Below are 17,862 nucleotides of genomic sequence, written 5' to 3' on the forward strand. Positions count from 1 at the left end.
AGTGCTGCCTGTTGTCGATAATCCATGTAATTGGAAAAATTTGGTTTTCAAATGGAAACAATAGGGCCGCATTTCAATGAGCGAAATGGATGATCTGGCCGCCTTCGCGGTGCTGATGGAAGCCGGTAGCTTCACTGCTGCTGCCGAGCGGCTGGGCTGCAGCAAGGGGCAGTTGTCCAAGCGCATCCGGCTGCTGGAGCAGGGGCTGGGGGCTTCGTTGCTGCATCGCACGACGCGGAGGCTGGACCTGACCGCCGCAGGGGCAGCCTTGTTGCCGGAGGCACAGGCCCTGGCCGCCCAGGCCGAGCGAGCCAGGCAATCGGTGCGGCGCCTGCAGGAGGAACTGGCCGGCTGCGTGCGCTTGACGGTGCCGGTGTCCCTCGGTGAAACCTTTTTCGATGCGCTGTTGCTGGACTTCACCCGGCAGTACCCGCAGATCCGTGTTGAGCTGGACCTGCACAATGGCTATCGCGACCTCGTGGCGGAAGGTTTCGACCTGGCCATTCGTTCAGGCGTGGACATGGATGAGCGTCTCGTGGCGCGGCCGCTGTTCTCCCTGGAGGAAATCACCTGCGCTACCCCGGCCTATCTAGCCTCCCACGGTGAACCCCGGCAACCGGCAGACCTGGCCCGCCACCAGTGCCTGCTGAACACGCATTACAGCGGTTTCGAGGAGTGGCTCTATCACCAGCAGCACCGGCTGGAGCGGGTAAAGGTGGCGGGTGCGCTGGCGAGCAATCACTACAGCTTGCTGAAGAAGGCCGCTCTCTCTGGCGCCGGCGTTGCGCGGCTGCCCTCCTACATGATCTACGACGAACTGGCCGATGGCCGTCTGGTGTGGCTGCTGCGCGACTTCCAGACCCGTCAGACGCCAGTCTTCCTGGTTCACCCCTGGCAAGGCGGGCTACCGAGACGCACCCAGGTACTGGTGGACTACCTGCTGGCCTGGTTCGAGCGCAGCCGGCGAAAACTGGATAAAGCGGGAGAGTAGGGCAGAGGCGGCGCCAGGACGGAACAGCGCTGTCCGTCCTGGCGCAATGGGAGAGGGTGTCAGGCCAGATGCTTCAGCAGGCGTGCCTGCAGGGCTTGCAGTTCATTCGGGTCGGCCTTTTTGCTGGCGTGGATTGCCAGCGACTCGCCCTCGAAGCGCGGCACGATGTGCATGTGAATGTGGAACACCGTCTGGCCCGCCGGTGCACCGTTGAACTGTGCCACCTGTACACCGGCCGGTTGCAGTTCCTGCACCAGTACGTGGGTCAGCCGTTGCACCACGGCCATTACCTTGGCCAGGGCGTCGGTTTCGATCTCCAGGATGTTGCGGGCGGCGGATCGCTTGGGGATCACCAGCGTGTGGCCAAACGACTGCGGGAAGATGTCGAGGAAGGCGAGCACGTCGTCGTCTTCGTAGAGTTTGTAGCAGGGGGCTTCGCCGCGAATGATCTGGGCGAAAACGTTCTGCGGATCATAGGTGCCGTGCAAGCTCATCGAAGGCTCTCCATTTGCCGATTGCGAGCCGTGCACATTAACGCCCGGCGCGACGCCGGAAAACCCCGGAAGCGCCCATCCGCCACACCGACCGCTGCATCCACTGCAAGCGCAACCGCAGCATCCGGCGATTCGTCGAATTTTTTCGGCCATGAACCGGTAATCAAGGCGCTGAGACCCGTATTCGTCTGCAAGAGGATGCTTAATCGCTAATAATTTGAACTGGCAATTACTCCCATTTTGTCTTGAGGAGCTTCACCGGCAGGCTGGCTACTTTGCGGCCAGTGCCAGATCCCCTTCAGCTTTGCATGTAGGAACGATCGATTTCTGACCTTGTGCCGCGGGTTGTCCAGGCAGTCCGCGGATTTCCTTTCTTGTTGGCCTGCTAGCCAAGTGGCCATTTCCGGTCATGCACACCCAATTGGGTGCTGAATCCACGGCCGTGAAACTGCGGGCGAACACCGCTGCGAACGACTAGGGTATCCAGGGTCGAAAGTGGACCGATGGTTCTGCGTTTTTGCCGACGTTCTGGCAAAAGTCCCCGTCGCCAGCCGCCGTTTCTGGCGTTACCCTTCGCATCTGGATAAGAAGTGGAGCACCGCAAAGCTGACGTCGGCGATCCCGCCACCTGGCACCAAGCCCGCCAGCGAGGCACGACGAAGGATGTTCGCGCCAAGGCTTCCACCCCTGTTTGCTGTTTCATTCCGCCTGCGGGATGACCCTTTTTCCGCTGCCGGCCTGTCGTGGCCGGTAGCTGACTGCCTGAACCGGCCGTTCGAGCGAGCGGCCCAGTATCGAGAGGATCGACCGTGCACAACGTCGTAATCAGTGGCACCGGCCTGTACACCCCGTCCAACAGCATCTCCAACGAAGAGCTGGTGGAGTCCTTCAATGCCTACGTGCAGGCCTACAACGCCGAGAACGCCGGCGCTATCGAGCGTGGCGAAATCGAGCCCCTGGCCGAATCCAGCGTGGCCTTCATCGAGAAGGCATCCGGCATCAAGAGCCGCTTCGTGGTGAACAAGGACGGCATCCTCGATCCCAAGCGCATGACGCCGCGCATTCCGGAGCGCACCAACGATGAGTGGGGCATCCTTTGCGAAATGGCAGTTGCCGCCGCGAAGCAGGCGCTGGAGCGTGCAGGCAAGACCCCGGCGGACATCGACGGTGTGATCGTCGCCTGCTCCAACCTGCAGCGTGCCTACCCGGCGGTGGCGATCGAAGTCCAGGCGGCGCTCGGTATCGACGGCTTCGGCTACGACATGAACGTCGCCTGCTCCTCGGCCACCTTCGGTATCCAGGCTGCCACCACCGCAGTCCAGACCGGCCAGGCCCGCGCCATCCTGATGGTCAACCCGGAAATCTGCACCGGCCACCTGAACTTCCGTGACCGCGACAGCCACTTCATCTTCGGCGATGCCGCCACCGCGGTGATCATCGAACGTGCCGACCAGGCCACTTCCAGGCACCAGTTCGAGGTCGTGGGTACCAAGCTGCTGACCCAGTTCTCCAACAACATCCGCAACAACTTCGGCTTCCTCAACCGCGCCGCGGAAGAGGGCGTGGGTGCCCGCGACAAGCTGTTCGTCCAGGAAGGCCGCAAGGTGTTCAAGGATGTCTGCCCTATGGTCGCCGAGCTGATCGCCGCCCACCTGGAAGAGAACAAGCTCAACGTCACCGACGTGAAGCGCTTCTGGCTGCACCAGGCCAACCTCAACATGAACCTGCTGATCGCCCGCAAGTTGCTGGGTCGTGAGGCCGAGCCGCAGGAGGCGCCGGTGATCCTCGATACCTACGCCAACACCAGCTCCGCCGGTTCCGTGATCGCCTTCCACAAGCACCAGGACGACCTGCCCAGTGGTGCGCTGGGCGTGCTCAGCTCCTTCGGCGCCGGCTACTCCATCGGCAGCGTGATCCTGCGCAAACGTTGATGAACCAACCGGCCGACGCTGACCTGCTGCCCCGGCTCCTGGCCGGGGAGCAGGGCGCGTTTCGCGAGTTGATCGGCACCTACCAGGGCGCCATGCGTGCAGTCGCCTATGCCATCGTCGGCCAGCGGCATGCCGATGAGGTGGTACAGGACGCCTGGCTGGCCGTGGTGCGCAACCTGGACGGCTTCCAGCAGCGTTCAAGCCTCAAGACCTGGCTCCTCACCATCGTCGCCAACAACGCCCGCAGCCGTCTCAAGCAGAACCGCCGCGAGGTGTTGCTCGACGACCTACCTGCCCCCCACGGGAGCATCGGTGCTGATCGTTTCGCCGAAGATGGCCACTGGGCCGCGACCCTGCCGGCCTGGCACGAGGATTCGCCCGAGGCCCTGCTCACTGAGGAGGAGCTGCGCGAATGTCTGGAGAAGACCTTGCTCAGCCTCTCGGAGATGCAGCGCAGCGTGGTGTTGCTGCGTGAGCGCCAAGGGCTGGAATTGGAAGAAATCTGTAATTTATTGGAGATATCGCTCTCCAATGTCCGGGTGCTGCTGCATCGTGGACGCCTGAAGCTGTTCGCCACGCTGGAACATTTCGAGGAGACAGGCCAATGCTGACGTGCAAGGAACTGGTTGCCCGTTCCAGCGAATTGCTCGATGGCGAACTGAGTTTTCGCGAGCGCATGGCTGTGCGCCGCCACCTCATGCTGTGCCGCAACTGCCGTCGCTTCATCAAGCAGATGAAACTGACCCAGGCAGTCGTCCGCCTGTTGCCGGAGGGCCAGGGTGCCGAAGTGGACGACCTGGCCGCACACCTGGCGCAGAAGCGCCGCGATTCCCTCTAGCGTTCCATTCCCGCCCGCTTCGTGAGTAGTCGCGAATCCGCATATTCGCAAGTCGCCTATTTCAAGTCCCTTAAGCTCGTCTTGCTCGGCAAAAACACCTGAAAGCCGCGTGGTAGAGCGTCTGCGTGCTTATGAAATTTCGAAGTAAAAAAGTTCCGTTGTCACAAAATATTTATATATAAGCAACTGAGCTGAAATAACCCGCCGCCAAGATTCCCCACCAGCACCGACGAGCCCAGACGCTCTCGTGTTTTCTAACGCTAAAGACCAATAGGGGAACCCTTCGATGATCCGTAAGCACTTCGCCGGTTTTGCCGCCAGCGCCATGGCTCTGGCCATTTCCGCCCAGGCTTTCGCCGGTACCGTTACCACTGACGGCGCCGATATCGTCATCAAGACCAAAGGCGGCCTGGAAGTCGGCACCACCGACAAGGCTTTCAGCTTCAAGCTCGGCGGTCGTCTGCAGGCTGACTACAGCCGCTTCGACGGCTTCTACACCGTGAACGGCGACACTGCCGACGCCGGTTACTTCCGTCGCGCGTTCCTGGAACTGGGCGGCATCGCCTTCTCCGACTGGGCCTACCAGATCAACTACGACTTCTCCCACAACGCCGGTGGCGATGCCAAGGCTGACGATGGCTACTTCGACGAAGCCTCCATCGCCTACATCGGCTTCCAGCCGGTGGTGATCAAGATGGGTCGCTTCGACCCCGACTTCGGCCTGGAAAAGGCCACCAGCTCCAAGTGGGTAACTGCCCAGGAGCGCACCGCCGCCTATGACCTGGCCGACTATGTGAACAACCACAACGGTGGCATGGGCGTGCAGGTGTCCGGCACCTACGGCGCGTCCCTGTACGGCTCCGCCGGCCTCATGGCCAACGACGCCACCAACCGCGACGAAGACGGTGACAGCGTCAAGCAGTTCAACCTGCGCGGTGTATTCGCTCCGATGCACGAGGCCGGCAATGTCCTGCACTTTGGCGTGAACTATGCCACCCGCGACCTGCAGGATACCTCCTTCGACGGTCGTATCCGCAGCCGCCTGGGCATCCGCGGTGTGAGCACCGAAGGTGGCCAGGACGCCGGTAGCAACGGCAACCGCCTGGTACTGGCCGGCGCCAACAACACCCCGGTCGGCGCTTACGACAACGACAGCACCGTTGGCCTGGAAGCTGCCTTCGCCACCGGTCCGTTCTCCATCCAGAGCGAATACCTGAAGCGCGAAGTCGAAGCCAAGGCTGCCAACCGCGAAGACATCGATGCCGACGGCTACTACGTGCAGGTTGCCTACACCCTGACCGGCGAAGCCCGCGACTACAAACTCGGCAAGTTCGACAAGATCAAGCCGGCCAACAAGGGCATCGGCGCCTGGGAAGTGTTCTATCGTTACGACAACATCAGTGCTGAAGACGACAACGGCGCCTTCGCCAACATCGACGACGTGGAAGCCAAGGTGCACAACTTCGGTGTGAACTGGTACGCCAACGAAGCCGTCAAGCTCAGCGGCTACTACGTCAAGACCAAAGTGGACAACGCCACCAACGCGGTGGGCGACGACGACGGCGACGGCATGGTCTTCCGTGCCCAGTACGTGTTCTAAGACGACACGGGTTTCCGCTCCTTTGCTTGAGCCCCGCCATCTGGCGGGGCTTTTTTACGCGCACGGAAAAGTGCGGAAGGGCGAGCGGCCCCGCCTTGGGGGCAGATCAACCACGGCTTCCTGGCGTGCCCGGCGTCGCCTACGTATGCTCTGCACTCCCGCCTTTCGGTTGTCGCGCCATGCTGCTGATCTCCAACAGCGTCCACCTTCCCCTCGATGAGATTGAATTGTCCGCCATCCGCGCCCAGGGGGCGGGCGGGCAGAACGTCAACAAGGTCTCCAGCGCGATGCATCTGCGCTTCGACATCAACGCCTCGTCGCTGCCGGACTTCTACAAGGAGCGCCTGCTGCAACTGCGCGACAGCCGCATCACCGCTGACGGCGTGATCATCATCAAGGCGCAGCAGTACCGCACCCAGGAACAGAATCGCGCCGACGCCCTGGAGCGCTTGGCGGAGCTGATCCGTAGCGTGACGAAAGTGCAGAAAGCAAGACGGCCGACCAAGCCCACGCTGGGCTCGAAGAAGCGTCGGCTGGAAGGCAAGGCCAAGCGCGGGGCAATCAAGGCCGGCAGGGGGAAAGTGGATTTCTGAGGTCGTGGGTATCCGACCCGCTACTGCGCCAATCCGGTGAACAGCTGCATGCATCGCTGCGGGTCGCCGGTTTCGATTCCGGTATACAGCCACTTCTGGCGCTGCTCGAGGCTGCCGTGGGTCAGCGGGTCGCGCATGGGGGCTTTGCCTGGGATCGTGCCCTGTTCCTGTGTGTAGGCCATGACCGTCTGCAGCATCTTGTCCACGTCATCGGGATTGACCCATGGGTATTTGCGCTGGGCATAGCCGACCCAACTGCCCGCCAGGCAGTCGGCCAGCAGCTCCTGGGCGACCATCAGACCCTCCGGCCCTGAGAGTTTGACGCCACCTTCCTTCATATCCTTGATCCAGCTGTTGACGCCCACCAGGTTCTGCATGTGGTGGGCCACCTCGTGCGCCACGACGTAGCTGCGTGCGAAGTCGCCGACTTCGGGTGCGTTCTTGTGCAGGCCGTCGAGGTGGTCCAGATCCAGGTAGAGACTCATGCTGCCGGGGCAATAGAAGGGACCGCTGGTTGTTCCGGTGTCCTTGCAGGGCTTTTCAACTTTGCCGCGGTACGTCACCAGCTTGGGCTTCTTGTAGGAGTAGTCGCCACGGGCGAGGAATTCGCCCCAGATGTCCTCGATGCTCTCCATCATCAGCTCCACCAGCTCCTGCGAGTCGGCCGGCGCTTGCGCCGGGGCCGGTACCGGCGCGGCGGCAACCGGGGCAGACGGGGCTTCGGTGGAGTTGCTCCCCGGGAAGAGTGGCGGGGGCGGCTTCAGGCGTTCGAACAGCTGCGCCGGGCCGAACGCGAGGTAGAGCGTCACACAGATCAGCGCCACCGCCATCAACAGCCAGGCAAGGATTCGCAGCAGGCGGAGCAGCAGACCTTTGCGGGGCCTCGGGGTGGCGGAGTTTTCGGGCATGGTGGCGTTTCCTTGTGGCGTCGAGGTTCAGTGTTGTCGTTACTTCGTGTCCTCGCCATTTGTTTCTTGCATGAGACATCTGTCACATGGTGGCAACCTGATGCTGCTTGAATGCCCTGCACCTCAAATGTCGCCCGGAGTACCGACCATGGCAGCCGAAAGCAGTCTGGCTCGCCTTCTCAAGACCGTGGAGCCGTTGGCCCCGGATATGAGTATCAGTGATGTGGCTGATCGCCTGCTGACCCCTGAGCACAAGGCTTTCCTGTCGCTGCCGGTGGTGGACGCGCAGGGCAAGCCACTGGGATTGGTCAGCCGCTATACGTTGCAGGATATTTTCATGCAGCGGTTCGGCCGCGACCTCTGGGGCCGCCGTCCGGTGGGCGACGTGATGAATTCGGCGCCGCTGACCGTGGCCCTCGCTTCTGGCCTGGAGCCGGCAGCCAAGCAGGTCACCGCACAGCTGCAGTACCCCATTACCGAAGATTTCATCCTGGTGGACGAGCAGGGACGCTACCTGGGACTGGGTACGGTGCTGGACTTGCTGAAGGCCATGGAGCTGCGCATCGCCCAGCGCAACCGGGTACTGCGCCAGGCGCTGGTCGACCTGAAGGAATCCCAGGCGCAACTGGTGCAGTCGGAAAAGATGGCGTCCCTCGGCCAGATGGTGGCGGGCGTCGCCCACGAGCTGAACACGCCGTTGGGGTATGTGAAGAACAACGTGCAGCTGATGGAAGAGCTGACCACGCCGCTGTTCGCCCTGGCCGCGAGCCAGGCTGCGCTGGCCGCTTGCCTCGAAGACCCGGCCTGCGACGAACAGCGCCTGGCCGATGCGCTGGAGCAGGCCGCCGCCAGCCGCGAAGCGGCCGCTCCCGAGCTGCTGGCCGACGACCTGCGCCAGCTGTTCGGCGACACGCTCTATGGCCTCGGCCAGATCTCCGAACTGGTATCCGGACTCAAGGATTTTGCCCGTCTGGACCGTGCCATGAGCGAGGAAGTGGACCTCAACGAGTGCATCCGCAGTTCCTTGCTCATCGCCCGCAACCACATCAAGGACAAGGCCGAGGTGCTCCAGCTGCTCGGTGAGCTGCCGCGTATCGCCTGCGCGCCGTCGCAGATCAACCAGGTGCTGCTGAACCTCTTCACCAACGCCGCCCAGGCCATGGATGCGCCGGGACGCATCCAGGTGAAGAGCTGGGCCGACGACGGCAATGTCTGCATCTCCGTGCAGGACAGTGGACGGGGCATGCCGCCGGAAGTCATGCAACGCATCTTTGATCCGTTCTACACCACCAAACCGGTGGGGCAGGGCACGGGGCTGGGGTTGTCCATCAGCTACAAGATCATCCGCGACCACGGCGGCAGCATCCGCGTGGCCTCGGAGCCGGGGCGCGGAACGCGCTTTCTCATCAGCCTGCCGCGCAGTAAGGCGGTCGAACTGAAACGGAGTGCCTGAGCCCATGAATTCACCTGTCCGCATCCTCTTCGTCGATGACGAGGAACGCATCCTGCGTAGCCTGGCGCTGCAGTTCCGTCGCCAGTACGAGGTGATCACCGAGAGCGACCCGTTGCGGGCGCTGGAGCGCCTGAAGGAAGAATCGGTGCAGATCATCGTCAGCGACCAGCGCATGCCGCGCATGAGCGGCGCCGAACTGCTGGCCCGCTCGCGGGAGGCCGCACCGGAGTGCCTGCGCATCCTGCTGACCGGCTATTCGGACCTGGATGCTGCGGTGGAAGCGCTGAACAACGGCGGCATATTCCGCTACCTGACCAAGCCCTGGGACCCGCAGGAGATGGCGTTCACCCTGCGTCAGGCGGCGGAGATCGCCGAGCGCCAGACCTGCGCGCCAGTCACTGCCGCCACCAGTGATCTGGCGGCGCCGCTGAACCTGCTCTTGCTCGACGACGACCCGGAAACCCTGCACTGCGTAGAAGCCTTCTGCCAGGCCGGTGGGCACCGGCTGATGCGTGCCAACAATCTGAGCGAAGCGTTGGTAACGCTGAACTTGGAACCCGTGGACCTGCTCGTCAGCGACCTCAAGCTAGGTGACGAGGACATGGCGCCGCTCCTAAAATCCCTGGCCCAGGCTCATCCGCGCCTGCTCAGCCTGGTAGTGACGCCCTTCCGCGACACCCAGGCCCTGCTGAAACTGATCAACGAAGCACAGATTTTCCGCTACCTGCCCAAGCCCATCCGCCGGGGGCTGTTCGAGAAGGGCCTGAAGGCCGCTGCCGAACAGGCCTTTCTCTGGCGTTCCCAACCGCTGGACCTGGTCCCGCGCATGGCCGAAGCCCCGAAAGAAGCAGGCGAAAACCAGAAGGTCGGCAGCCTGCTCGGCATGCTGGCGCGGCTGCGCGAGCGGATGATCGCCTGAGCCCCTGCCGGCGGGGCATCAGGACAGGTCCGTTCGAGTGTTTCAGGGCCTGGAAGCGCTTTCAAACGGTGACCCGAGCGTGGGTGTTTCCGGGCGCTGCGCAAAACGCTGGGACAGGACGGAGCACACCATCAGCTGGATCTGGTGAAAAAGCATCAGCGGGAGAATGAGCATCCCGATGCTGCTGCCGGCGAACAGTACCTGCGCCATGGGCACGCCGGTGGCCAGGCTCTTCTTCGACCCAGCGAAGAGAATGGTGATGCGGTCTTCGAGATTGAAGCCCAGCCACTTGCCCAGCAGATTGACGATGGTGAGCACCAGGGCCAGCAGCAGGCAGCAGCCGACTACGATGCCGAGCAATTTCAGCGGAGGGACCTGCTGCCAGAGCCCGCCGATCACGGCCGCGCTGAATGCCGTGTAGACCACCAGCAGGATGCTTCCCTGATCGACGTACTTCAGCCATTGCTTGTTGCGATTGACCCAGCCGCCGATCCATTGGCGGGCGATCTGCCCGGCGACAAAGGGCAGCAGCAACTGGATGCTGATCTTGCTGATGGCCTCGACGGTGGAGCCGCCGTCGCCATGAACCCCCATCAGAAGTGCGACCAGAACAGGCGTAACGAATATGCCGAGCAGACTCGACGCAGCGGCACTGCAAATGGCCGCCGGGATGTTGCCGCGAGCCAGAGAGGTGAAGGCAATGGCCGATTGCACGGTAGCGGGCAGGGCGCAGAGATAGAGGAAACCCGCGTAAAGCTCGGTACCCACCATGGGCAGCAGCACCGGCTTCAGTGCCAGGCCCAGGAGCGGGAACAGACCGAAGGTGCAGAGGAACACCAGCAGATGCAGACGCCAATGGCCGGCGCCGGCGATCACGGCATCGCGCGACAACTTGGCGCCGTGCAGGAAGAAAAGCAGGCCAATGGCGATGTTGGTTATCCAGTCGAACGCCACCGCGACCTGACCCTGGGCGGGCAGCAGAGTGGCAGCGGCAACGACGGCGATCAGCGTCAGTGTGAAGTTGTCGGGGAGAAAGCGCGGGCGGGCCATGGATGGATTCACTGATTGTCATTCGGGACCGGCCTAATCTAGCCTTGCTCCTCGATGCCGACTAACGCGATAGGGGCAACAAATGTCTGAAAACGGACAGGCTCAATGGTCCGAGCGCCAGATCCCCCGACTGACGAAACTCCCCCGGCCACTCTTCGCCCGAAACGAATCGCTGGCCAATGCGACGGGAACGCCCCGTCATACCCATGACTGGGTGCAACTGTCCTATGCCATTCGCGGCGTGCTGCATGTGCATACACGGGAAGGGAGTTTTGTAGCCCCACCGCAAAGGGCCGTGTGGATACCGGCGCAGACGGAGCATGAGGTGTTCAGCTCGCCTCACACGGAAATGCGCAGCCTGTACCTGGACGCCGCAGTTACGGGAGGAGCGCTGAGCAGCTGTCGGGTGATCGAGATGGACGCGCTGACGCGTGAGCTGATCCGGCGCTTCTGCGAGCTTCCGGCGGAATACGACGAGGCGGGCCCCGACGGGCGCCTAGCTCAGGTGCTGCTGGATCAACTGCTGGTCGCCCGCGAGGTCAGCCTGTCATTGCCCCTGCCCAGCGACGCCAGGCTGTTGCGCCTGTGCCGGGCACTGCAGGCGGCCCCGGACGACGCGCGAACGCTGCTGCAATGGAGCGAACAGCTGGGCGCTTCCGAGAAAACCCTGCGACGGCTATTCCTGCGTGAAACCGGGTTGACCTTCCGCGTATGGCGCCAGCGCCTGCGCTTGCATGGCTCGCTGGAGGCGCTGGAACGGGGGCAGCGAGTGACGGAGGTCGCCCTTGCCTACGGCTATGACTCCACCTCCGCATTCATCGCAGCCTTTCGTCAGCACTTCGGGGTGACGCCCGGCGACTTCTTCCAGCCCTGAAACCGCGCAGGACTCAGACCGCACCCTGCTTGAGGTCAGTGAGTACGTTGACCTTCATTGCGGGCACTCATGGCGACACCTCCTGGCCGTCTGCCATGAAGACTGGCAAATCCCGCCACGCCACCCACAGCTCCCGCTGCCAACGCACTACACCCACCGGCCGGCCCAACGGATGAAGGCTAGTCGCGGTGCGGCCTTTATCTCCGGCCAACTAATGGTTGTCGACGGTGGTCGGACGGCCAAGCTGCCGTTGCCGTTCTGAGACTGCGTCGCTTCGGGCGATTCTTTTTCGAAACTCCGAGCTGCCGGTTGAACCTCCTCCGCATTGCAGGCGTAGCGGAGGAGGTTCCTGTTCAGGGCCGCTCAGGGTCTTCGTTGATCAACATCGGCGATAGCATCTCCTGGCTGGCCACGGACGTTGCAATCGAGTTCGACTTCTCGCCGACGCTCCAATACCCACGCGCAGTTCTTGCACATCGCAAGTACCCCGGCTGTGCTTGCTCTCGCTCCTGTATCCCTATACTGAGCCAGCCACGGTAAAGTCGGTGGGCCAGGCGGGGCTACGAGTGCCGGCAGCAATCAGTCCAGATGCGGCGTCGCATCGGGAAATGGAAGCGGCGAATGCAGAACTGTCCGGAAGTCCCAACTGTGAGAATTTGCTTGCGCTGGTACCAGCCTATGGACCGACATCCGCGTATCAGCTGGGAGAATGTCGATTCGTACCCTGAGCTCCTGTGAGTCGAGAAATGAGAGCGTCCTTCGAGAGCGTTCTGAAGAGCAAGAACCTGGCTCACCTGGACAAGGCCCGTCGCTCAGGACTGACAACTCCGGTCCGGCGTGTGTCCTTCATCCTGCGCGAGCATTTCTCGATGATGGCCTTCACCGGTGCTGTAGATGCGCTGGTGACCGCCAATCTCATGAGCTCGACCCCCGTGTTCGAAGTTCAGGTGGTGGGGGGAGATAGCAATCTCGTCGTGAGTGACCTGGGCATATCCATTTCCACCGATTGCGTCCTCAGCGAGCTGGATGAAAAACGTCAGGACATCCTGGTGGTTTGTGGCGGCTTTCGCGTTCGGCTCGAGACTGAGGCATTGCTACGGACCAAGCTTCGATCAGCCGATGCCGCCGGGGCAGTGCTCGGGGGGCTCTGGAATGGTGCCTATTTTCTGGCCGAAGCCGGCCTGCTGGATGACCACGACTGCGCGTTCCATCCGGACTGCCGGGCGATGATGATGGAGCTCTTTCCAAAGGTAAGGGTAACGAGTCACTCCCAGGTACTCGATCGCAGGCGAATCAGTTGTGCTGGTGCCAACAGCTCCCTGGGCATGATGCTGGAGGTCGTTCGCCACAGTGCGGGTGATGACCTGGTGAGTGCCGTGGAAGAGGTGCTCAGCTGCGACAAAATGAAAGATGTCGTCGACGTGTCGGTCGTCTCGATCGATTTCGATCCAACGCTGCCTGAGACGATCAAGCTCGCGTTGGAGTTGATGCACAGCAACATTGAAGACCCGATCGAAATTGAAGAAATCGCTCGTTACGTGGGTATATCCAGACGACATCTGGAGCGTCTCTTCCGGCGCTATGTAAAGGCGACGCCTCCACGCTACTACCTCGAGCTTCGACTCACCCGGGCACGTCAGCTACTGCAGCACACCAATAAATCGCTGATTGAGATCGCCGTGGCGAGCGGGTTCGTGACCCTCCCGCATTTCCAGCGTTGCTTTCGCGCGATGTTCGATATGGCCCCGGGGCAGTTCCGCAAACGAAATCACTTCAAGGTTTGAGCTTGCGGGGCGGGCAAGCGGAGTCGGGGAAAACGTTTGGAGCGTTGCCGGCTTTCAGTTTGAATTTCTGTACTCCGTCTTGAATCCAGCCGATGACCTCCGCCGGCCCTATCAACGCCTTCCGACCCGCCTGGCGGCCGGAAATCACGCGTTAGTTTCACAACCAGGGACACGACATGACCTACCGAACACGGACAGAAGCCTTTTGGGCGGGCGTTCGCACGCTAGTTCCTTTGACGCCAGGTGTTGTGCCGTTCGGGCTTGTGGCGGGTGTCATGGCCGTAGACATGGGCATGTCCCCAACCATGACCATGGCAATGACCTTGTTGTTCTAATCGGGGTCGGCACAGATGGCAGCACTGCAACTGCTGCACAACGATGTGCTGCCTGTGGCGATAGTAATGACTGCCCTGGTTATCAATTTGCGCTTTGTGATGTACAGCGCATCGCTCGCGCCGTTTCTGCATCACTTGCCTAGTCGTTGGACGTGGCCACTGTCTTACATACTGTCTGACCAGTCGTACGCAATCTGCATTCTCAGGCTTTCAGGGCAGTAGTCGCCGTCGGAACATTCGCTCAGCGCCAAGTGGCAGCTGGCATGTGTCGAGAACGCACGTGGTCGGCGCAAAAAAATGCCGCCTGTGTGGCGGCGGCGAGGTCTCAAGCTTATGGCCTTTGACTAAGTCACGTCTGTTCGGAGAAGCGGGCCTCAAAACATTTGAGGCCGTGCAGGTCGCAGAACCTGGTGAGGTCCTGCCAATGCGAAGAGCTACAAGCGCACCGTGATCAATGGAGCAATGCTATTCGTGACCTGACTGCGATCAATATTACGCTGCCGTCGCCGAGCGATAGGTGTCCATATTCGACTGCAAAAGGGAAGAACGCGACGCAGCATCGGGTGATTGCCAAGAAGGTCATCGCCGTTGGCTGCAGGCGGCAAGAATCGGAGCTCCGGGCCGGCCATGTGCCGGCCTGGAGACTCCGAAGGACACGACTCCCCCAGCTTCCCTGATTGTTATTGAACCGAGCGGTGTTCCACTTCGACTACGTCGACATCCGGAGCATCCGGCGCGTCATTGGGTTCCGCCTCGACGGCATCGACGTCCGGTGCGTCAGCAGCGTCGTCGGCTACGTCTGCAGCATCCCTGGCTGCGTCCCTGGCTGCATCAGCAGCAGTCCTGGCCGCATCCCTGGCGGCATTCGCGTCATCTTTTGCTGCGTCCCGGGCTGCGTCTGCAGCCGCTCTGGCAGCATCCCGGGCGGTATCCGCGGCGGCTCTTGCCGCATCCCTGGCCGCATCCGCACCCTCGACACCAGCCGCTCTGGCCGCGTCCCTTGCCGCATCGGCGGCTGACCTTGCGGCATCCCTGGCAGCGTCTGCTGCATCCCTGGCCGCATCTCTGGCTGCGTCTGCATCGGCTCTGGCAGCGTCTCTGGCCGCAGCCGCATCATCTCTGGCCGCGCCCCTGGCGGCATCGGCCGCATCGTTGTCGGCGTCGTTGTCCTGGCCATCGCCCGGACCATCGTTGTCCGCCATACCGCCCCGGTCCGTGTCGCCGCGTCCTGGCCCGTCATGACCGTCACCGTCGCCGCCATGTCCAGAGGCAGAACTGCCCTTGCCACCGCCATGACCATGACCACTGCCATCACCACCGCCATGTCCAGAGCCAGCGTTGCCGCCGCCACCGCCGTGACCGCCACCATCGCCACCGTGACCGGAGCCGCCTCCGCCACTGCCGCCACCGCTACCTCCGCCGTGGCCACCGCCGCCGCCACCAGAGCCGCCGCCATGACCACCTCCACCACTGCTACCACCACCATGTCCGCCGCCTCCATCCTGGGCGTGGACACTGAATGAGCTCGAAATGTAATCAGGTACCAGCACGCTGGATGCCGAGAGAACACCACCAATCGCTAGAGTGAGTAGGCACTTTCTAAAAGACATAGTCGGACCTCCGTCTCAGTCTTCAGGGGTTCCCTCACCGAGGAACACACATTCGGTTGAGCCCGGGACAAGGCCGTGGTTCATCGCTGGTTACATGCTTCTGGACAGGCGGGAAGCGCGTGAATTGAGACGTTTGGAGCTTGGGGGAATAAGGGGACGGCCCCCTTGGTGCGGGCGTTTTTAAGGGTTGGTTTTTTTGCGGGAAAATTTCCCACATTGATTCATGGGGGAAACAGTCGAAGGCTTTTCGACGGAAAGCGGCAAGTTCCGAGCTGGCTTTACATGCAGGCATGCAGGTGACGAACGGCAGCACCTGTTCAAGGTAAATCGCCCCGCCCTGCGCCGCGAATGTATTGTCAGGTTGGGCTCCTGCGACGTTGTGGTCACAGGGGGGGGCGGCGAGGGGGCTCTGACGGTGCGTCAGCACTTGCCAGCCGCCGAGCCGGGCATGGGCGTTCCGCGTGGTAGCCGGAGATCGGCACGCAAGCCGCCGCCGTCGCGGTTGGCAAGGCTGATGCTGCCGCCCAGGCGGGAGGCGATCATCTGCACGATGGCCAGGCCGAGGCCGGCGCCCTGGGGGTTGTCCTGGCTGTAGAAGCGCTCGAACAGTCGTTCCAGCCGGCTCTCGTCGATCCCCGGCCCCTGGTCTTCGACCCGCAGTACGAGGGCGTCCTGGCCATCCGGCAGCAGGCTCACCTTCACTTCACTGCCTGTCGGCGAGAAGTTGCTGGCATTGGTCACCAGGTTCTGCAGGGCGATGCCGATGGCCGCCGGGTCGCTGGTGGTGTGGTAGTCGCCGTCCGCCACGTCGAGGGACAGTTCCAAACCCTTGTCCAGCACCAGAGGCGTGAGTTCGGCCAGGTGCTCACGAACCAGAGGCTCCAGGTCCACGGGCTGCCATTTCTGCCAGACCAGTTCAGGCTCAACCCGCGCCATGGTGAGCAACTGGTGGACCACGCGGGTCAGGCGGTCGACGCCCACGGTGAGAAACCGCAGAGCCTCGGTACGTTGCTCATCGTTCGTGGCTTCCAATGCGTTCTGCGCATGCAGGCGCAATACCGCGAGCGGCGTACGCATTTCGTGGGCGGCGTCGCCGATGAAACGGCGTTCGCGCTGGAGCATCTGTTCAATCTGCGCCAACAGCCGGTTGATCGCCGCTTGCATGGGTTCCAACTCCCGGGGCAGCGGCACGACTTGCAGCGGCGCGAGGGATTCGGCGTGGCGGCTGCGGATCACACGCGCCATGTTCTGCAAGGGGCGCAGCCCCCAGCCGATGGCCAGCCAGACCAGCGCCGCGAGGATGAGGATGCCGATCAGGTTCGGCCACAGCGTATGACGCACGATACGGCGCACCAGGTCCTGGCGCACATCGTCGCGTTCACCCACCCAGATCCGCAGGCCTTGTTCCGGGTCCGGCAGGACGAACCCGCGCCAGTGGTGATCGCCGAGCTGGAGGTTGTGGAACCCCGTGCGGATGGGGACGTGGTCGAAGGGCGGCGAGCTGGCCGATTGCACCAGGCTCCGGCCGTCGCGGTCCCAGACATGGAAGGCCAGCTTGCTCTCGTAAGGGTGGCCGACCTTGTGCGGCCCGGCCTGGCTGAGGGCCAGGTTGAATGCCTTGAACAGTTCTTCTCGGTTGCTGCTGGCCTGCGGCATGTTCATCACGCCCAGCAACAGTCGGGCGTTCTGTGCCAGGTGGGCATCGTAGATTTCTTCCACCTCGTGGCTGCTGTCGCGGTAGTTGAGGTAGACGATGAGCAGGGTGCCGAGCAGCAACAGGGCCATCACCAGCCACAGGGTGCGGTGGCGCAGTGAGGTCATGGTCGCGCATCCACCAGGTAACCGATGCCTCGCACGGTGCGAATGAGGTCACTGGAGAGTTTCTTGCGCAGGTGATGGATGTGCACTTCCAGGGTGTTGCTTTCGGCTTCCTCGTCCCAACCGTAGAGGGTCTGCACCAGGCGCTCGCGGGTCAGCACCTTGCCCGGTTGCGAGAGTAGTTCGTGGAGCAACTGGTACTCCTTGGGTGTCAGCGGCACCGGGTTGCCCTGGTAGCTGACCTGCTGGCTGGTCGGATCGAGCACCACGCCGGCGTGTTCGATGAGCACCTGCGGCCGGCCTGCGCTGCGGCGCAGCAGGGCGCGCAGGCGCGCCTTGAGTTCATTGAGGTCGAAGGGCTTGACCAGGTAATCGTCAGCACCGGCGTCCAGACCGAGGATGCGGTCTTCAAGGGCATCGCGGGCGGTGAGTACCAGCACCGGCAGGGTTGAACCGCCCGCCCGGAGCTTCTGCAGGACGTGCACGCCATCCAGGCGCGGCAGGCCAAGGTCGAGGATGGCCAGGTCGAACTCTTCGGTCTGCAAGGCATGTAGCGCGCTGGCGCCGTCGGTGAGCCAGTCGATGGTGTAGCCCTCCTGGCGCAGACCGGCGCGCACGCCTGCGCCCAGGGCGTTGTCGTCTTCGACGAGTAGGAGTCGCATGG

17 protein-coding genes and 1 pseudogene are annotated in these 17,862 nt (G+C 62.6%); 12 read left to right on the forward strand and 6 right to left on the reverse strand.

Annotated elements, in window-relative coordinates; all coding sequences use genetic code 11:
* Window positions 1–76: 76 nt before the first annotated feature.
* Window positions 77–991, forward strand: a complete 915-nt coding sequence (locus E8E75_RS18665; RefSeq protein ID WP_120649816.1) for a LysR family transcriptional regulator — start codon at window positions 77–79, stop codon at window positions 989–991.
* A gap of 59 nt (window positions 992–1,050) precedes the next feature.
* Here the strand turns inward: E8E75_RS18665 and E8E75_RS18670 are convergent, their stop codons facing one another.
* The gene (locus tag E8E75_RS18670) at window positions 1,051–1,485 is read right to left on the reverse strand and encodes an HIT family protein (protein WP_120649817.1); all 435 of its coding nucleotides are present in this window, start codon (window positions 1,483–1,485) and stop codon (window positions 1,051–1,053) included.
* An 809-nt stretch (window positions 1,486–2,294) separates the two neighbouring features.
* Here E8E75_RS18670 and E8E75_RS18675 point away from each other — a divergent pair.
* From E8E75_RS18675 to arfB, 5 genes are all read left to right on the forward strand, one after another.
* Window positions 2,295–3,416, forward strand: coding sequence for a beta-ketoacyl-ACP synthase III (locus tag E8E75_RS18675; RefSeq protein WP_120649818.1), 1,122 nt, complete (start codon window positions 2,295–2,297; stop codon window positions 3,414–3,416).
* On the forward strand, window positions 3,416–4,027 hold the full coding sequence (locus E8E75_RS18680) for an RNA polymerase sigma factor (protein WP_120649819.1): 612 nt from the start codon (window positions 3,416–3,418) through the stop codon (window positions 4,025–4,027). Before E8E75_RS18675 ends, E8E75_RS18680 begins: the two co-directional genes overlap by 1 nt.
* Window positions 4,021–4,254 (forward strand): zf-HC2 domain-containing protein, encoded by a 234-nt coding sequence (locus E8E75_RS18685; protein ID WP_120649820.1) that lies wholly within the window; start codon window positions 4,021–4,023, stop codon window positions 4,252–4,254. Before E8E75_RS18680 ends, E8E75_RS18685 begins: the two co-directional genes overlap by 7 nt.
* Before the next feature lie 286 nt (window positions 4,255–4,540).
* Window positions 4,541–5,854 carry a porin gene (locus E8E75_RS18690; protein WP_153917310.1) on the forward strand — a complete coding sequence of 438 codons (1,314 nt, stop codon included), beginning with the start codon at window positions 4,541–4,543 and terminating at the stop codon, window positions 5,852–5,854.
* Between the two features lie 179 nt (window positions 5,855–6,033).
* A complete protein-coding gene (arfB, locus tag E8E75_RS18695) occupies window positions 6,034–6,447 on the forward strand; it encodes an alternative ribosome rescue aminoacyl-tRNA hydrolase ArfB (protein ID WP_120649822.1) in 414 nt (137 codons plus the stop codon).
* Between the two features lie 20 nt (window positions 6,448–6,467).
* On the opposite strand, the gene E8E75_RS18700 is transcribed toward arfB, so the two are convergent.
* Window positions 6,468–7,355 (reverse strand): neutral zinc metallopeptidase, encoded by an 888-nt coding sequence (locus tag E8E75_RS18700; protein ID WP_120649823.1) that lies wholly within the window; start codon window positions 7,353–7,355, stop codon window positions 6,468–6,470.
* Window positions 7,356–7,503: 148 nt separating this feature from the next.
* On the opposite strand from E8E75_RS18700, the gene E8E75_RS18705 reads away from it, so the two are divergent.
* On the forward strand, window positions 7,504–8,808 hold the full coding sequence (locus E8E75_RS18705; RefSeq protein ID WP_256672538.1) for an ATP-binding protein: 1,305 nt from the start codon (window positions 7,504–7,506) through the stop codon (window positions 8,806–8,808).
* Between the two features lie 4 nt (window positions 8,809–8,812).
* Window positions 8,813–9,727, forward strand: coding sequence for a response regulator (locus tag E8E75_RS18710; protein WP_120649824.1), 915 nt, complete (start codon window positions 8,813–8,815; stop codon window positions 9,725–9,727).
* A gap of 42 nt (window positions 9,728–9,769) precedes the next feature.
* On the opposite strand, the gene E8E75_RS18715 is transcribed toward E8E75_RS18710, so the two are convergent.
* Window positions 9,770–10,777: a bile acid:sodium symporter family protein gene (locus E8E75_RS18715; RefSeq protein WP_153917312.1), complete on the reverse strand. Its 1,008-nt coding sequence runs from the start codon at window positions 10,775–10,777 to the stop codon at window positions 9,770–9,772.
* A gap of 82 nt (window positions 10,778–10,859) precedes the next feature.
* Between E8E75_RS18715 and E8E75_RS18720 the strand changes: the two genes are divergently transcribed.
* The 3 genes and pseudogenes from E8E75_RS18720 to E8E75_RS18730 form a co-directional block, all read left to right on the forward strand.
* A complete protein-coding gene (locus E8E75_RS18720) occupies window positions 10,860–11,651 on the forward strand; it encodes a helix-turn-helix transcriptional regulator (protein ID WP_120649826.1) in 792 nt (263 codons plus the stop codon).
* A 746-nt stretch (window positions 11,652–12,397) separates the two neighbouring features.
* The gene (locus tag E8E75_RS18725; protein ID WP_120649827.1) at window positions 12,398–13,435 is read left to right on the forward strand and encodes a helix-turn-helix domain-containing protein; all 1,038 of its coding nucleotides are present in this window, start codon (window positions 12,398–12,400) and stop codon (window positions 13,433–13,435) included.
* Window positions 13,436–13,611: 176 nt separating this feature from the next.
* Window positions 13,612–13,989, forward strand: a pseudogene (locus tag E8E75_RS18730) (AzlC family ABC transporter permease); the annotation flags it as partial.
* A gap of 461 nt (window positions 13,990–14,450) precedes the next feature.
* Here the strand turns inward: E8E75_RS18730 and E8E75_RS18735 are convergent.
* The gene (locus E8E75_RS18735) at window positions 14,451–14,972 is read right to left on the reverse strand and encodes a hypothetical protein (protein WP_153917314.1); all 522 of its coding nucleotides are present in this window, start codon (window positions 14,970–14,972) and stop codon (window positions 14,451–14,453) included.
* 57 nt (window positions 14,973–15,029) lie between these two features.
* On the opposite strand from E8E75_RS18735, the gene E8E75_RS18740 reads away from it, so the two are divergent.
* A complete protein-coding gene (locus E8E75_RS18740; protein WP_178123429.1) occupies window positions 15,030–15,293 on the forward strand; it encodes a hypothetical protein in 264 nt (87 codons plus the stop codon).
* A 507-nt stretch (window positions 15,294–15,800) separates the two neighbouring features.
* Here the strand turns inward: E8E75_RS18740 and E8E75_RS18745 are convergent.
* Complete coding sequence (locus tag E8E75_RS18745) at window positions 15,801–17,201, reverse strand: ATP-binding protein (RefSeq protein WP_153917316.1); 1,401 nt, start codon at window positions 17,199–17,201, stop codon at window positions 15,801–15,803.
* On the reverse strand, window positions 17,198–17,860 hold the full coding sequence (locus E8E75_RS18750) for a response regulator (protein WP_120649829.1): 663 nt from the start codon (window positions 17,858–17,860) through the stop codon (window positions 17,198–17,200). The genes E8E75_RS18745 and E8E75_RS18750 overlap by 4 nt, the downstream gene beginning before the upstream one ends.
* Between the last annotated feature and the right edge of the window lie 2 nt (window positions 17,861–17,862).

Source organism: Pseudomonas sp. BN606 (assembly GCF_029873115.1).
GTDB lineage: Bacteria > Pseudomonadota > Gammaproteobacteria > Pseudomonadales > Pseudomonadaceae > Metapseudomonas.

Bases quoted from the DNA above. Each gene is read 5' to 3' on its own strand.
- E8E75_RS18665 (WP_120649816.1), top strand. From the start codon at position 77: ATGAGCGAAATGGATGATCTGGCCGCCTTCGCGGTGCTGATGGAAGCC.
- E8E75_RS18670 (WP_120649817.1), bottom strand. From the start codon at position 1,485: ATGAGCTTGCACGGCACCTATGATCCGCAGAACGTTTTCGCCCAGATC.
- E8E75_RS18680 (WP_120649819.1), top strand. From the start codon at position 3,416: ATGAACCAACCGGCCGACGCTGACCTGCTGCCCCGGCTCCTGGCCGGG.
- E8E75_RS18685 (WP_120649820.1), top strand. From the start codon at position 4,021: ATGCTGACGTGCAAGGAACTGGTTGCCCGTTCCAGCGAATTGCTCGAT.
- E8E75_RS18690 (WP_153917310.1), top strand. From the start codon at position 4,541: ATGATCCGTAAGCACTTCGCCGGTTTTGCCGCCAGCGCCATGGCTCTG.
- arfB (WP_120649822.1), top strand. From the start codon at position 6,034: ATGCTGCTGATCTCCAACAGCGTCCACCTTCCCCTCGATGAGATTGAA.
- E8E75_RS18700 (WP_120649823.1), bottom strand. From the start codon at position 7,355: ATGCCCGAAAACTCCGCCACCCCGAGGCCCCGCAAAGGTCTGCTGCTC.
- E8E75_RS18705 (WP_256672538.1), top strand. From the start codon at position 7,504: ATGGCAGCCGAAAGCAGTCTGGCTCGCCTTCTCAAGACCGTGGAGCCG.
- E8E75_RS18710 (WP_120649824.1), top strand. From the start codon at position 8,813: ATGAATTCACCTGTCCGCATCCTCTTCGTCGATGACGAGGAACGCATC.
- E8E75_RS18715 (WP_153917312.1), bottom strand. From the start codon at position 10,777: ATGGCCCGCCCGCGCTTTCTCCCCGACAACTTCACACTGACGCTGATC.
- E8E75_RS18720 (WP_120649826.1), top strand. From the start codon at position 10,860: ATGTCTGAAAACGGACAGGCTCAATGGTCCGAGCGCCAGATCCCCCGA.
- E8E75_RS18725 (WP_120649827.1), top strand. From the start codon at position 12,398: ATGAGAGCGTCCTTCGAGAGCGTTCTGAAGAGCAAGAACCTGGCTCAC.
- E8E75_RS18735 (WP_153917314.1), bottom strand. From the start codon at position 14,972: ATGGCGGACAACGATGGTCCGGGCGATGGCCAGGACAACGACGCCGAC.
- E8E75_RS18740 (WP_178123429.1), top strand. From the start codon at position 15,030: ATGTCCAGAGGCAGAACTGCCCTTGCCACCGCCATGACCATGACCACT.
- E8E75_RS18745 (WP_153917316.1), bottom strand. From the start codon at position 17,201: ATGACCTCACTGCGCCACCGCACCCTGTGGCTGGTGATGGCCCTGTTG.
- E8E75_RS18750 (WP_120649829.1), bottom strand. From the start codon at position 17,860: ATGCGACTCCTACTCGTCGAAGACGACAACGCCCTGGGCGCAGGCGTG.